The 13,409-nt window shown below is 61.7% G+C and carries 9 protein-coding genes and 4 pseudogenes; 9 read left to right on the plus strand and 4 right to left on the minus strand.

The features are described 5' to 3' along the window. Positions 1-21 precede the first annotated feature (21 nt). The 8 genes and pseudogenes from PQR02_RS02705 to PQR02_RS02740 all read left to right on the plus strand — a co-directional run bounded on the left by PQR02_RS02705 (position 22) and on the right by PQR02_RS02740 (position 6,001). Positions 22-661 (plus strand): annotated as a pseudogene (locus PQR02_RS02705) (HD domain-containing protein). 74 nt (positions 662-735) lie between these two features. Continuing rightward, on the plus strand, positions 736-984 hold the full coding sequence (locus PQR02_RS02710) for a DUF1427 family protein (protein ID WP_408225049.1): 249 nt from the start codon (positions 736-738) through the stop codon (positions 982-984). A gap of 42 nt (positions 985-1,026) precedes the next feature. Next, positions 1,027-1,236: pseudogene (locus PQR02_RS02715) on the plus strand (DUF1275 family protein); the annotation flags it as partial. A gap of 16 nt (positions 1,237-1,252) precedes the next feature. Further along, a complete protein-coding gene (locus tag PQR02_RS02720) occupies positions 1,253-1,552 on the plus strand; it encodes a DUF1275 family protein (protein WP_408225052.1) in 300 nt (99 codons plus the stop codon). A 39-nt stretch (positions 1,553-1,591) separates the two neighbouring features. Continuing rightward, positions 1,592-2,542, plus strand: a complete 951-nt coding sequence (locus tag PQR02_RS02725) for a VOC family protein (protein ID WP_408225055.1) — start codon at positions 1,592-1,594, stop codon at positions 2,540-2,542. Beyond that, positions 2,532-4,052: an alginate export family protein gene (locus PQR02_RS02730; protein ID WP_408225222.1), complete on the plus strand. Its 1,521-nt coding sequence runs from the start codon at positions 2,532-2,534 to the stop codon at positions 4,050-4,052. Before PQR02_RS02725 ends, PQR02_RS02730 begins: the two co-directional genes overlap by 11 nt. A 53-nt stretch (positions 4,053-4,105) precedes the next feature. Beyond that, positions 4,106-4,938 (plus strand): annotated as a pseudogene (locus PQR02_RS02735) (Crp/Fnr family transcriptional regulator); the annotation flags it as partial. 262 nt (positions 4,939-5,200) lie between these two features. Next, positions 5,201-6,001 (plus strand): DUF2306 domain-containing protein, encoded by an 801-nt coding sequence (locus PQR02_RS02740; RefSeq protein WP_408225058.1) that lies wholly within the window; start codon positions 5,201-5,203, stop codon positions 5,999-6,001. Between the two features lie 66 nt (positions 6,002-6,067). On the opposite strand, the pseudogene PQR02_RS02745 reads toward PQR02_RS02740, so the two are convergent. Continuing rightward, positions 6,068-6,235, minus strand: a pseudogene (locus PQR02_RS02745) (TetR/AcrR family transcriptional regulator); the annotation flags it as partial. Between the two features lie 382 nt (positions 6,236-6,617). Between PQR02_RS02745 and PQR02_RS02750 the strand changes: the two are divergent. Beyond that, positions 6,618-9,599, plus strand: coding sequence for an ATP-binding protein (locus PQR02_RS02750; RefSeq protein WP_408225061.1), 2,982 nt, complete (start codon positions 6,618-6,620; stop codon positions 9,597-9,599). 7 nt (positions 9,600-9,606) lie between these two features. Here the strand turns inward: PQR02_RS02750 and PQR02_RS02755 are convergent, their stop codons facing one another. From PQR02_RS02755 to PQR02_RS02765, 3 genes are all read right to left on the minus strand, one after another. After that, a complete protein-coding gene (locus PQR02_RS02755; protein WP_408225064.1) occupies positions 9,607-10,527 on the minus strand; it encodes a LysR family transcriptional regulator in 921 nt (306 codons plus the stop codon). 235 nt (positions 10,528-10,762) lie between these two features. Beyond that, positions 10,763-12,931, minus strand: a complete 2,169-nt coding sequence (locus tag PQR02_RS02760) for a malate synthase G (RefSeq protein ID WP_408225067.1) — start codon at positions 12,929-12,931, stop codon at positions 10,763-10,765. A 33-nt stretch (positions 12,932-12,964) separates the two neighbouring features. Next, positions 12,965-13,369 (minus strand): heme-binding protein, encoded by a 405-nt coding sequence (locus PQR02_RS02765; protein WP_408225070.1) that lies wholly within the window; start codon positions 13,367-13,369, stop codon positions 12,965-12,967. Between the last annotated feature and the right edge of the window lie 40 nt (positions 13,370-13,409).

A 13,409-nucleotide genomic window follows, 5' to 3' on the forward strand; every position in this document is an offset into this window, starting at 1 on the left:
GTCCGACAGGGAGGAGGTGACATGACAAAAATCCTTGGGGGAGTCGATATTCCCGACAGTGCGATGGCCCGGAAGGCGACCGATCAAATCAGGGCCACAGAGTCGCTTGATGTTCCATCATGCGCTGAGAGTATTTCTGTTTGCTGCGCTGACGGGCTACCGCGACCAGCTGACATTCGACGCGGAGCTGCTGTATGTCGGCGCGATGTTTCACAACGTAGGCCTGAACGTGAAGCGCCAGCATTCTCCGCGGCGGTTTGAAGTGGATGGCGCCAACGCGGCACGTGAATTTCCGCGGCAGCATGGCGCGCCGGAGTGTGCGATCGAAGAGCTGTGGGAGGCCATTGCATTGCATACGACGCCGGGCGTTCCTGAGCATATGTCTCCACTCGTCGCTCTAGTCAGTGCCGGGGTGTAGATGGATGTTCGAGGCGTCCGCTACGACGAATTCACTGCGCAACAGCGCGACGAAATCGTGCGGGCCTATCCGCGCGAATCCAGCTTCAAGAAAAAGATCATTGAGGCATATGCGCGTGGCATGGAGCATCGTCCCGAGACGACGTTCGGTACGGTCAACGCCGATGTTCTGGATCGGTGGGACCCGAACTATCGGCGGCTGAATTTTTGTGGACTGGTGCTCGGATCGGACTGGCCCAATTGACACGGCGTGACATGAAGTACTGCCGCTCTCCGATCGCATCGGGAACGAGCGGCTGTATCGAAAGGACAATCAGAATGGGTTACGTAATTTCATTGGGAGTCGGTTTCGCGGTCGGACTGCTCTATTGGCTACTCAAGGTGCAATCGCCCGCGCCGCCGTTGATCGCGCTGGCTGGCCTGCTCGGCATGGTGTTGGGCGAGCACGCCATACCGGTCGTCAAGGCCCAGCTGTTTGCGCAGACGCCGACGGTCCAGGTCGCGGAGCAGACGAAGGGCGCCGCAGTGGCGAGACCTGCGCCGGGCGCGACGAAAGAGGGCGGTTGATGTCGCTGGCGCGAGTCGTTCGCTTGCGGGGGAATCGTTTTTGTGAAAAAACACGAAAACACGATTCTCGCGCTGATTGCGGGTTACGTCGACACAGTCGCGTTCGTCGCGTTGTTCGGGCTGTTTACCGCGCACGTAACCGGCAACTTCGTGCCGATCGGCGCGGAGGTGGCCGGCGGGGGGCAGGACATGCTGCTGAAGCTGCTGGCGTTTCCGGCTTTTGTCGTTGGCATTGCATTGAGTAGCGTGATTTAAAGATTCCTCGAACGTGACGCAGATTGTGCTCGATGTGATTGAACCCTCCACAGGGGTATGGCGGCGAGAGCATGGGAAAAAGGTGCGGGAGCGCCTCGAGTCGACGTCGGCGGCGATGTGCAGCTTCGCCGTGGGCGGGATTTGCGGCGCAATGGCGTATGTCAGTTTCTCGTTCGCGGCGATTGCGCTCCCGGTAGCCGTTCTGCTGTTTCTCGCATGGAAAATAGGGCGGCCGAAGAGAGCCGGTAGACAGCGTGGAAGACATCGATTCATCAACGTTTCACAAACATATACGGCCTCGATCAAAGGCTGATCTATCCAGACACTGCTACTAAAACTATCAGGTAACGAAATGCTCAAGTCGCATTATCCATTCCGCCAGATTGGCCTGCTGTGCGCCGCGATACTGATCGGATTAACGTCTGTTTCATCTGCATTCGCCGATGCCGGGCCGCCGGATGTGTCCAACGGTAAAGCTGCGCTCAACAAGAAGCACCCTGACGTATCAGTGGGCGCGCAGTACGACACTACCCACGTGTACGTCGCATCTGCCGATCTCGATGCATTCGTGAACAGTTTCCTTGCGACGTTTGGCGGCAAGGCTTCCCCGCGCGCTGTGTTCACAGTGACACCCACGCCGAGCAAGACGGCATCGCAGTATGTGCAGACGCCAGTCGGCATGCTCTCCGTGTTCGGGTTCGAAACGCCGATTCCGTATCCGTTCGGTAATGAGCGAACCGGCTACCTGGTCACCGATATCGATCAGGCGGTGAAGGCGGCGCGCGCGTCGGGCGCAGACGTACTTGTCGAGCCGTTCGATGATCCGATCGGCAAGGATGCGATCATTCAATGGCCGGGAGGCTTGGCGATGCAACTGTATTGGCACACCAAAGCCCCCGACTATGCACCGTTGCATAGCGTGCCGGATAACCGCGTGTACGTGTCGCGTGACGCGGCGGATAACTTCGTTCGCAGGTGGCTGCACTTTTCGCACGGCAAGGTGGTGTCGGACAACCCGCACGCGGACGCCGGTGTGATCGGCCGGCCGGGCGAGACGATTCGCGAGATCCGGATCGAGTCGCGCTTCGGGCGCATGGTGGTGTTCGTCACCGACGGCAGACTGCCGTTCCCGTTTGGGCGCGAAACAACCGGCTATGCCGTCGATGATCTCGCGCAGACGCTCGATCGCGCGCAAGCGGCCGGCGCGAAAGTACTGTATCCGGCGTATGACAAAGGGTCGGGCAAGACTGCCGTCATCGAATTCCCCGGTGGCTACATTGCTGAAGTTCACGATGGCCAATGAAGGGCCAGCAGTGAACCCGCTAAGAGCGCGCGGGTGCCCGAGGCGTCGTTCTGCGCAGCGAGCCGTTCGTGCCTTGCTGATCAGCACGGGTCTCGCGGCCGCGCTGCCTGTTGCGGCTGCGGATACGGCGGCTGGCGGCGCTGACGATACTTCCGCGGGCAGCACTGGCGCGACGTCGAGCGCCGTGAGTGCGTCGTGTGCACGGCCGGTTGTCATGTTCAACCGATGGCAGGAAAACTGGTCGGCTTTGGCCAATCCGTGCGTGCCGAAACGGCCTTTCGATTCGTTGAAATACATTCCGCTGTTCGGCAATCCGGACGCGTATATCTCGCTGGGCATGGTATTGCGCGAGCGGCTGGAAGTAAACGACGCGCCGCTGTTCGGACTCGGTGCCGCGCGCGACGACACCTATCTGTTGCAACGTCTGGAAGTCCACGCGGATGTCCGCCTCGGCCCTCATGTGCAGATCTTCACGCAATTCGAGGACGCGCGCCCGTACGGCAAGGACATGGTCACGCCTGTCGACAAGAACCCGCTCGATCTGCGGCAGGCGTTCATCGCCATCGTCGAGCCGCTTGGACCCGGTACCGTCAAGTTCCGGGTGGGACGGCAGGAAATGGCGTTCGACTTGCAACGATTCATCTCGGTTCGTGACGGGCCAAACGTGCGTCAGGCGTTCGACGCGATCTGGGCCGACTATGAAACCGGTCCGTGGCGCTGGATCGCCTATGCGACGCAGCCGGTGCAGTATCGCGACAATTCCGCTTTCGATGACGTTTCCAATCGCGATCTGACTTTCAGTGGCGTGCGCGTGCAACGCCAAGACGTGGGGCCGGGCGATCTGTCCGCGTACTACTCCCGCTACAACCGCAGCAACGCGCACTTTCTCGACGCGACCGGCGACGAACACCGCGACGTTTTCGATGCGCGCTATTCCGGCAACGTCGACCATCTCGACTGGGACGTCGAAGCGATGTATCAGTCCGGACATATCGGCAGCAATACGATCGGTGCGTGGGCGGTCGGGTCGCTCGCCGGCTACACGCTGGCGACGGTGCCGTGGACGCCGCGGGTCGGCATCCAGGCGGATGCCGCGTCGGGCGACAGCCATCCAGGAGACGGCCGGCTCGGCACCTTCAATCCGCTTTTTCCGAACGGCTATTATTTCGCGCTGGCCGGTTACACCGGCTACTCCAACCTGATTCACGTCAAGCCGTCGCTCACCGTCAAGCCGAACAGCAAGCTGACGCTGCTGGCCGGCGTAGGCCTTCAATGGCGCGAGACCACCGCGGACGCGGTTTACCAGCAAGCATCCGCGGTCGTGCCAGGCACCGCGGGACGTGGCGGACGCTGGACCGGTTTCTATACGCAGCTTCGGGCCGACTGGGCGGTCGGCCCGAATCTCGCCGCGGCGCTCGAAGCGGTGCATTTCCAGGTCGGACAGTCGCTGCGCGAGTTGGGCGCCCGCAATGCCGACTACGTCGGCGCCGAAATGAAATTCAGCTGGTAGACGCAGTATCTGCAATTGGCCATCGCGTCCAGGTGTTAGACGAGGTCGATTTTATGAGTAGCCGCGCTCTATGCGCCGACGCGGCGACGCCGTCGGAACTCGACATTCCGTCTCGCCAGCATCCGATGTTCCCGCGTCTTTCGTCCGCGGAGATTCAAAGCCTGCGGCGCTTTGCCAGGCCGATGTCGTTCAAGGCGGGCGAACTGATCTTCGAAACAGGCCATGTCGCGCCGGGCCTTTTTGTGCTGCTGCATGGACGCGTACGAATCTGCTCGCGCGATAGTTTCGGGCGGTCGACACTCGTCACGGAGCATGAAGACGGACACTTCATGGCAGAGATGGCGAAGTTGTCCGGCAAGCCTGCGTTGATCGACGGCGTCGCGTCGACTGACATCGAGACGCTCGTGATCGAGCCGGACAGGCTGCGTGCATTGATCGGCGCCGATACTCAACTCGGCGAGCACATCATGCGCGCGCTGATCCTTCGGCGGCTTGGACTGATCGAGCAAGGGCTCGGTCCGATCGTCGTGGGCAACGATGACGATGCGCGTTGGGTCGGCCTGCAGGGCTTTCTGCGCCGCAACGCCTATCCGGCGATGGTGATCGACGCGCGCAGCGATCCCGAGGCGATCACGCTGCTGGGCGGCATGACGTCGGGTCCGGACGACTTCCCGCTCGTCTTCTGCCCGAACGGTGATGTGTGTTGCGCGCGCCCGACGAGGCGCGGCTTGCGTCGCGCCTGGGGCTCGTGCGGATATTCGAGCCATCGCATGTCTATGACGTGGCGATTGTCGGCGCGGGGCCGGCCGGGCTGGCCGCGTCAGTCTACGCGGCGACCGAGGATTTGGTGGTCGCCGTGTTCGACCAGCGGGCACCAGGCGGCAGGCCGGCGTGATTTCCGGGATCGAAAGCCCGCTGCCTGGAATTTTACCCCGTTTAATAACATGAGGTATCCTTATTGAATCGAAGCATCCCGGCCACACCAGCCATTTGCACCGGAATGCCACGACGAGCTTCACACAAAGTGTGGATGAACCAAATTGGCCCGACATTGACAACGACCAGATGCAGTGCGCTAAGATGCGTTTCACCTGTGAAAACGCAGGTACGAAAACACTGTTTCGCAGAACACCTAACCAATTATCGGAATGGAATCACCTATCCCACTAGCCGACTACACGAAGCGCGCGTTGTATGCCGTAACGTGGATCAGCATGACATGCTTCGCCCTTTACATCGCGATCTTCTATGGCGGAGCAATCCCAGCGCACGCGCTTGAGGACTGGAACCTTCTCCTGCCGGACGTCTATGTGAAAGGCGCACTCGTGCAAACGGCTGCGATTGCCGCGCACTTTATCGCGGGTGCGGTGCTGCTTGCTATTGGACCGGCGCAAATCATCACCGGACATCACGGCATCACCCCGAAGCTTCATCGCGTGACGGGCCGTATCTATGCCGCCGCCGCTGCGTTTGCTGGCTTCGGCGGTCTGACCTACATCGCACTACAGGGCACCGTCGGTGGCACGGTGATGGATATCGGATTCTCGCTCTATGGCCTGTCCGTGATCGTTGCGGCGCTCGAGACGTACCGGAACGCACGGATGAAACGGTTTGACCGCCATCGCGCGTGGGCGATACGCCTCGTCGCGCTAGCCGTTGGGTCGTGGCTTTTCCGCCTGGACTACGGACTGTGGCTGAAGGCGACACATGGACTCGGCCATTCACAGTCGTATCGCGGGCCATTCGACCAAATCATGGCCTTCTTTTTCTATGTCCCCAATCTCCTCATCGCCGAGTTGATCATCCGCCGGCCAGAGCAATCCACGTGGTCGCGCGCAGCATTGGGCGTCGTAACCGGAACTGCGACGGTTCTCGTCGCCACTTCGACCTACCTGTTCGGGGCGTCGTCTTGGTGGCCACATATCGCGGCCCGGCTCGGCATCGGCTAAGCAGACGAAAAAAGCCCGCCCGAAGGCGGGCAAAGGTGAGGTTTTTCCCAACGGGTATCCCCGCTGATAGACCTCGTCGTACACGCGATCAATTAATGCTTCCTTGTATGGAAAATACCGGTAGAGAAGCGGCTGCGTCACGCGCAGTTGGCGCGCGAGTTCGCGGGTGCTGCCGGAAAAACCGTGCGTTGGGAAGCGGCCTATGGCTTTCAGCACGATCTGGCGTTCCCGCACTTCCGGCGCAAGGCGGCGCGTGACGCCTTTCTCGTTCTCATGCGCCTCACTGGTCGACGTAGTTTCGACCGTCCGTACTTCTCTCGGCATGGCTGTTCGGTGCCCCGATATGTTCGAACCCGTCATACAAAGCGTGCACTGTCTGGCTAGGCCGCGATCGGCCTGCGAGCGGCCCGACGCGGCGTCCCGGCAATCCCCGGAAGTAGCTGCGAACGGGAGTATGTGACCCGCGAGCCCCCATGCGCAGTACAAAATTTTTGAACTGTACGTTCAGTTTTTTCCGCGCATGCGCGTTCTGCGTTGCTCTAGACTTCCGGGACGTATCGCTGAGCGGTCAGTCCTCAGTCCTTCCTCTACCCGCAGTGTCTTGGATGTTCAGGCAATGTTTCGAATTGGCCCGCTTCAAGTGGACGTCGCCAGCCGGGAAATGTTTCTCGACGGCCAACCTGTGCGGCTCGGAAGCCGCGCGTTCGACATGCTGGCCGTCCTGATCGCAGCGAATGGCGCGCTGGTGTCGAAGAACGAATTACTTGAACAGGTATGGCCTGACACGATCGTTGAAGAGAACAATCTTCAGGTGCATATGTCCGCACTGCGCAAGGTGTTGGGCGACAATCGCGGACTGATCCAGACGGTGTCCGGACGAGGTTACCGGCTGGTCCGCAGGGCGGCGGCGACACCTGCTTCCAGTCAGGGAGACGGCGGCGATGAACTGAAGGGCGCCGACGGCAGCATTCATGGCCAGACCGTCCCCAACAATTTGCCTGGCAATTCGTCGGCGCTGATCGGGCGGAACAAGGCGATCCATGACATCGCACTCGCGCTGACTTCGGCCCGCCACGTCACGCTGGTCGGCTCGGGCGGAATCGGCAAGACCCGCTTGGCCATCGAAGTCTCGCGCGGTTTGCTGGAGCGCTTCCCGGACGGTGTCTATCTGGTATCGCTCGCCTCCACCTCCGACGCAGGCAGCGTCCTCGCGATGTTCGCGATCAGCATCGGCATGAATCCGACCACCGAACCGCTTACGCTTGCGCGGATCAGCAAGGAACTCGGTGAGCGGCGCGTGTTGTTCATTCTCGACAATTGTGAACATGTGCTCGGCCCTGCCGCCGAACTCGCCGAGACGCTGCGGACCGTGGGTCCGGCCGTGCGCGTTCTTGCGACCAGCCGGGAGCCACTGCGTGTCGTGAACGAATGCCTGTATTGGGTCGCTTCGCTGGAGGTGCCCGCCCAGGACGCACCGACTCAGGATGTCCTGCAATGCAGCGCCGTGAAGCTGTTCCTGTCGCGCGCGCGTGCAATCGACCCGCACTTTTCGTCCGATGACAGAAGCATCCATCTGACCGCCACGGTATGCCGCCTGCTCGACGGTATCCCGTTGGCGATCGAACTGGCGGCGGCGCGTGCGGCAATACTGGGTGTCGAGTTGCTCGCAGACCATCTCGACGGCCGGTTCAACATGCTGACTGGCGGCAAGCGCAGCGCATTGCCGCGGCATCAGACGCTGAAGGCGACTCTCGACTGGAGTCATGCACTGCTCGATGACGCTGAGCGCGCGACGCTGCGCAGGCTCGGCATCTTCGTCAACGACTTCACGATGGAAGCAGCTATCGCGATTGCCGGCGACGGCCGATTACGCGAATTCGACGTGATCGCGGCGGTAGCGGGTCTGGTCGGGAAATCACTGCTGGTGTCACGCGTGGAGCGTGGCAAAGCACGCTATCGCCTGCTTGAAACGACGCGCGCATACGCGCTGCAGAAGCTTGAGGACAACGGCGAGCAGCGTCCTGTCACGCTCAATCACGCGCGTTACTTCTTGAGTTTGCTCGAGCGCGATTCGTTGGACGGCGCGAACCCGGTGAGCGCTTTCTATGATAGATGGCATCAACGGATGCGCGAACTGCTCGACGATCTGCGAGCGGCGCTAGCATGGGCGCTATCGCCCAAAGGCGACCAGACGTTGGGCGAAACCCTGGCTGTAAAGGTCGTATTTCTGCTTTATGAGCTATCGCTGGTCGACGAGTGCAGCGTCTGGGCGCGGCGGGCGCTCGATACCGTGACCGCGACCCATCAAGGTTCGCGCTCGAACAGCTACTTGCGCCTGCGTATGCAACTGCTGGCGGCACTCGGCGCGGCACGGGTCCATATGGACGGACCGAACCGTGAAGCTCTCGCCATCTGGGCCGAGGTTCTCGCCTCGGCGATCGCTCTCGGCGACCAGCGGTTCGAAGCGCGTGCGCTGTGGGGTATGTGGAACGCGAGTCAGTCGTGCGGTGCGGTGCGCAATGCGCTGGCGTTCGCGAGGCGCTTTGCGTCGCGCGCCTTCGAAACCGGCGACGCGAACTGCACGATCCTCGCCAGCCGGTTGCTGGGTATCGCGTCGCATTATGCGGGTGATCTACAGCAGGCCCGTTCGTCGCTTGAACAACTGCTGCAGAGCGACGGCCTGCAGTATCGTCTGCCGTTGGGGCACTCCATCGATCAGCGCATCGCTGCTCGCGCGACGCTCGCACGCGTGCTGTGGCTGCAGGGTTTTCGCGACCAGGCGCTCAGGCTCGCGGAGGATTGCGCGGTCGAAGCATGCAATCGGGAACAGGCGATTGTCACGTGTTACGTGCTGGTTGAGGCGCTCGTTCCGCTGGCGCTCCTGTCGGGAAAGCGGGATAGCGCTGTCAAGGCGATTGCCTTGTTGCATGAAGTGTCAGTGCGTGCCGGTTTGAATGTGTATCAAGCGTGTTGCCGCTGTTTCGACGAATACCTGCGCTCGCTGGACGAGAGCGCGCCGGAACGTTTGCTTGCTTTCCGCTCGACGTTGGACGAACTCGAAACGACCCGGTACGGCGCGCCGCGCGCGATGCTGGCCGCGCAATACAGTCTCGCGCTCGGCCGCGCTGGACGGTGGGAGGAGGGCATTGCTGCCGTGGTGCATGCGCTGGCGCAGTGCGACGACACCGGCGACTATTGGTACGCCAGCGAACTTAGGCGCGTTCATGGCCAACTGCTCTTGATGAGCCAGACGGGTGGCCCACCATCCGATGACGTGGCGAGGGACGCGCAGGCGTGCCTGACCGCGGCGCTGGAGGACTCGATGGTGCAAGGCTGCCGTTCGCTGCAATTGCGAGCCGCGACGAGCCTCGGCTGCCTTTGGCACGCGCAAGGCCGAAGCGCGGAAGCTGTGCAGCTGTTGAAATCCGCATGCTCGAAGCTCACGGAAGGCCGTGATTGGGACGACTTCAAAGCGGCAACGCACCTGCTGCAGATCGCGGCCGCTGTCAGCGAGTCAGACAATGTTGGTGGCGATCCACCTGTCGTGGAGGAATCATTCGACGAACCGTCGTCTTGCGACATCGAGGAACGTGCCTAGACGACCGTTATCCGTGCAATATCCTTTGTTGCGCGACCTCGTCGATCAAATCCGGCCGGTCCAACTGCTCGACCCACCAGTGCAGGGCTCTACCGGTCTCATCGTCGCGCCATGCGAGATAGAAATGCGTGATGTCCCGCATGCCAATCACTTCTTTTTTCACCAGTTCGCCGCGGCTGAGCGGCTCGATAGCGAGACATTCCGGAATCGTGCCCACTGCCAGACCCTTGATCTGGGCGGCGAGCTTGGCTTCGAGCGTGGGTACGGTGAGGTATTCCTGATTGGCAGCGAGTGCGATGCTGCGCGGTGCGAGCTTGCGGGATGTATCGCCAATCGCGACCGCTCGATGGCGCGCGACGATGTCCAGCGTGAGCGGCTCCGGCGCCGAAGCGAGAGGATGATGCGGCGCCACCACGAACACATGCCGTAGCGAACCGATTGGCTTGGCGATCAGATTGGGGATCGCCGCCGGCTCTCCCGCGGCTCCGACGATCAGATCGGCACGGCGCGTCAACAGCGCGTCCCACGAACCGCCCAGCACTTCCGTCGACAGATGCAGCCGCGTGTTCAGTTTCAACCGATAAAACGTATCGACATGTTCCCAGAGCAACTCGAACGGGATGATCTCGTCGATCGCAATGTGCAGCTCGGATTCCCAGCCGTGCTCAATCCTCTTCGCTTTGCGTTCGAGGTCTTCCGCGGCCTGCAGCAAACGGCGCCCTTCCTCGACGACCACGCGCCCCGCATGCGTGAGTGTCGCGCGGCGGCCAGTGCGGTCGAACAGCTTCACGCCAAGATCGAGCTCCAGTTTCTGAACCAGATAGGTCAGGGTTGACGGGACCTTGTGCAGCGTTTCCGCCGCGCTGGCAAAGGTGCCGGTTCGATCGATCGCATCGAGAACCTGCAAGACTTCAAAGGATAGGTTCATGACAAACCGCCCGATGGAATGGGGAACGTGATCTCGAGAGCGCTTTATGGCCGTTGCGTTGATGTACGGAACATCCGGGTAGGATGACGCACAACATGCTTCAGCGCAATATGACATCCGCATGGGCGGGCCGATCGGGTTCGGACAGCCCCCCGAAGCGACACTCGACGCGGGACGGCGATGGCCGCCCGCGATGCATGCTCAATCGATCAACGGTTTCGACTGCGATCTGCGCCTACCACTTCGCGCCAAGTCGGAACTTGTGCAGCAATGGCTCCGTATACCCGCCAGGCTGCGACCGCCCCTCAAAAACCAGCGCCTTCGCCGCCTTGAACGCGAGCGATGTGTCCAGGTGACCGGTCATTGGCCGGTAATGCGGGTCGTTGGCGTTCTGCGCGTCCACTACCTTCGCCATCCGCTGGAACGTTTCGTTCACCAACGCTTCCGACACCACCCCGTGATGCAGCCAGTTTGCAATGTGCTGGCTCGAAATGCGCAGTGTCGCGCGGTCTTCCATCAGACCGACGTCGTCAATATCCGGCACCTTCGAGCATCCGACGCCCTGATCGATCCAGCGCACCACGTAACCCAGAATCCCTTGGACGTTGTTCTCGATTTCCTTGCGGATTTCCTCATCCGGCCACTGCGCCTGTTCGACGACAGGAATGGTCAGCAAGCCGTCGAGCAGTTCGTCGCGTACGCTGTCGTAGGCAGTCTTTTCCAACGCTTGCTGCACGGCCTGAACGTCGACTTGATGGTAGTGCAGCGCGTGCAGGGTCGCGGCAGTCGGCGACGGCACCCACGCGGTGTTCGCGCCCGCTTTCGGATGCGCGATCTTCTGTTCGAGCATCGCGTGCATCAGGTCGGGCATCGCCCACATGCCCTTGCCGATCTGCGCGCGTCCGCGCAATCCCGAGCTCAAGCCGGCCAGCACGTTATTACGCTCGTAAGCCGCGATCCACGCCGACGATTTCATCTCACCCTTGCGCATCATCGGACCGGCTTCCATGGCGCTGTGCATCTCGTCGCCGGTGCGATCCAGGAAGCCCGTATTGATGAACGCCACGCGCGCCGATGCCGCCGCAATGCACGCCTGCAGATTGACACTCGTGCGGCGCTCCTCGTCCATGATGCCCATCTTGAGGGTATGGCGCGGCAGCCCCAGCAGGTCTTCCACGCGGCCGAACAGTTCATTGGAGAACGCCACTTCGGCCGGCCCGTGCATCTTCGGCTTGACGATGTAGATCGATCCGGTCCGCGAATTGAGCTTGTTTTGCAGATCGTGCATTGCGCCCAGCGATGTCATCACCGCATCCAGAATCCCTTCGGGAATCTCATGGCCGTCGCGGTCGACGATTGCCGGGTTCGTCATCAAATGCCCGACATTGCGGATGAACAGCAACGAGCGGCCATGCAGCGTCACGGTCGTGCCATCGGGCGCGGTGTATTTACGATCGGCGTTCAGGCGGCGCGTAAAGGTCTTGCCGTTCTTGGTCACCTGCTCGGTCAGATCGCCTTTCGCGAGGCCGGTCCAGTTGCGGTAAAGCTGGACCTTGTCGGCGGCATCGACGGCGGCAACCGAGTCTTCGCAATCGATGATCGTCGAGACGGCCGCTTCCATCAGCACGTCTTTCACCCGCGCCGGGTCGGTCTTGCCGATGGAGTCCGTTGCGTCGATCTGGATCTCGAAGTGCAGGCCGTGATGCTTGAGCAGGACGGCGGAAGGGGCGCCAGCATCGCCCTGATAGCCGACGAACTGCGCGGGAACCTTCAACGCCGACGCGCCCTTCTTGAGCGTGACGGCGAGCTTGCCGCATTCCACGCGGTACGCGATGGCGTCGGCGTGCGAGCCGTGGGCGAGCGGCGCCGCTTCATCGAGGAATGCGCGGGCGCGCGCGATCACGCGTTCGCCGCGGACGGGGTTGAAGTAAGCGGTGCGCTGCGCGCCCGCGGTTTCGGGGATGGCGTCGGTGCCGTAGAGCGCGTCGTACAGGCTGCCCCAGCGCGCATTCGCGGCGTTGAGCGCGTAGCGCTGGTTCGAGAGCGGCACGACGAGTTGCGGGCCGGCTTGCCCGGAGATTTCGGTGTCGACGTTCTGGGTCGTCGCCTGGACGGCTGCGCTGGCCGGCACGATATAGCCGATGCTTTCGAGAAATGCGCGGTATGCCTTCAGATCGCGCACGGGCCCCGGATTCGCACGGTGCCACTGGTCCAGCTCGATCTGCAGACGATCGCGTTCTGCGAGCAGCGCTCGGTTCTTCGGCGCGAGGTCGTGGACGAGAGCAGCGAAGCCTTTCCAGAAGGCTTCGCTGTCGATGCCGGTGCCGCTCAACGCCTCATCGTCTACAAATTTGCTCAGAACAGCCGCGACCCGCAGACCGTTTCGCTCGATCATTTCACCCATCTTGTGCTCCAACAGTTTCAAAATATCAATCGATCAGCCGTTCAGGCTGTTTGCTGCGGTTCGGGCCACTTGCGAATCCTGATCCGGCTTGACACCGGACACGCCCACCGCGCCCACCACGTGCCCGTCGACGACGACGGGCACGCCGCCTTCCAATGTGCCGGCCAGCGGTGCGCTCAGGAACGCGGTCCGGCCGCCGTTGATCATGTCTTCGTACTGCTTCGATTCACGTCGGCCGAGCGCCGAGGTACGCGCCTTTTCGGTTGCGATGTAAGCGCCTATCGGCGCACAGCCGTCGAGGCGTAGCAGGGCCAGCAGATGGCCGCCGTCATCCACAACCGCGATGGTGACTGCCCATTGGTTTTTCTCTGCTTCCGCGCGTGCGGCTTCGAGGATTCGCATAGCTTCTACAACGGTCAATACAGGTTTGCTTTGCATGTCAGTGCTATCAAGTGAGTGTTTCGAAGTGAAGTGTCGC

The sequence above is a fragment of the Paraburkholderia sediminicola genome, assembly GCF_046026895.1.
Classification (GTDB): Bacteria; Pseudomonadota; Gammaproteobacteria; order Burkholderiales; family Burkholderiaceae; genus Paraburkholderia; species Paraburkholderia sediminicola_C.

Bases quoted from the DNA above. Each gene is read 5' to 3' on its own strand.
- PQR02_RS02765 (WP_408225070.1), bottom strand. From the start codon at position 13,369: ATGCAAAGCAAACCTGTATTGACCGTTGTAGAAGCTATGCGAATCCTC.
- PQR02_RS02730 (WP_408225222.1), top strand. From the start codon at position 2,532: ATGGCCAATGAAGGGCCAGCAGTGAACCCGCTAAGAGCGCGCGGGTGC.
- PQR02_RS02710 (WP_408225049.1), top strand. From the start codon at position 736: ATGGGTTACGTAATTTCATTGGGAGTCGGTTTCGCGGTCGGACTGCTC.
- PQR02_RS02755 (WP_408225064.1), bottom strand. From the start codon at position 10,527: ATGAACCTATCCTTTGAAGTCTTGCAGGTTCTCGATGCGATCGATCGA.
- PQR02_RS02725 (WP_408225055.1), top strand. From the start codon at position 1,592: ATGCTCAAGTCGCATTATCCATTCCGCCAGATTGGCCTGCTGTGCGCC.
- PQR02_RS02760 (WP_408225067.1), bottom strand. From the start codon at position 12,931: ATGGGTGAAATGATCGAGCGAAACGGTCTGCGGGTCGCGGCTGTTCTG.
- PQR02_RS02740 (WP_408225058.1), top strand. From the start codon at position 5,201: ATGGAATCACCTATCCCACTAGCCGACTACACGAAGCGCGCGTTGTAT.
- PQR02_RS02750 (WP_408225061.1), top strand. From the start codon at position 6,618: ATGTTTCGAATTGGCCCGCTTCAAGTGGACGTCGCCAGCCGGGAAATG.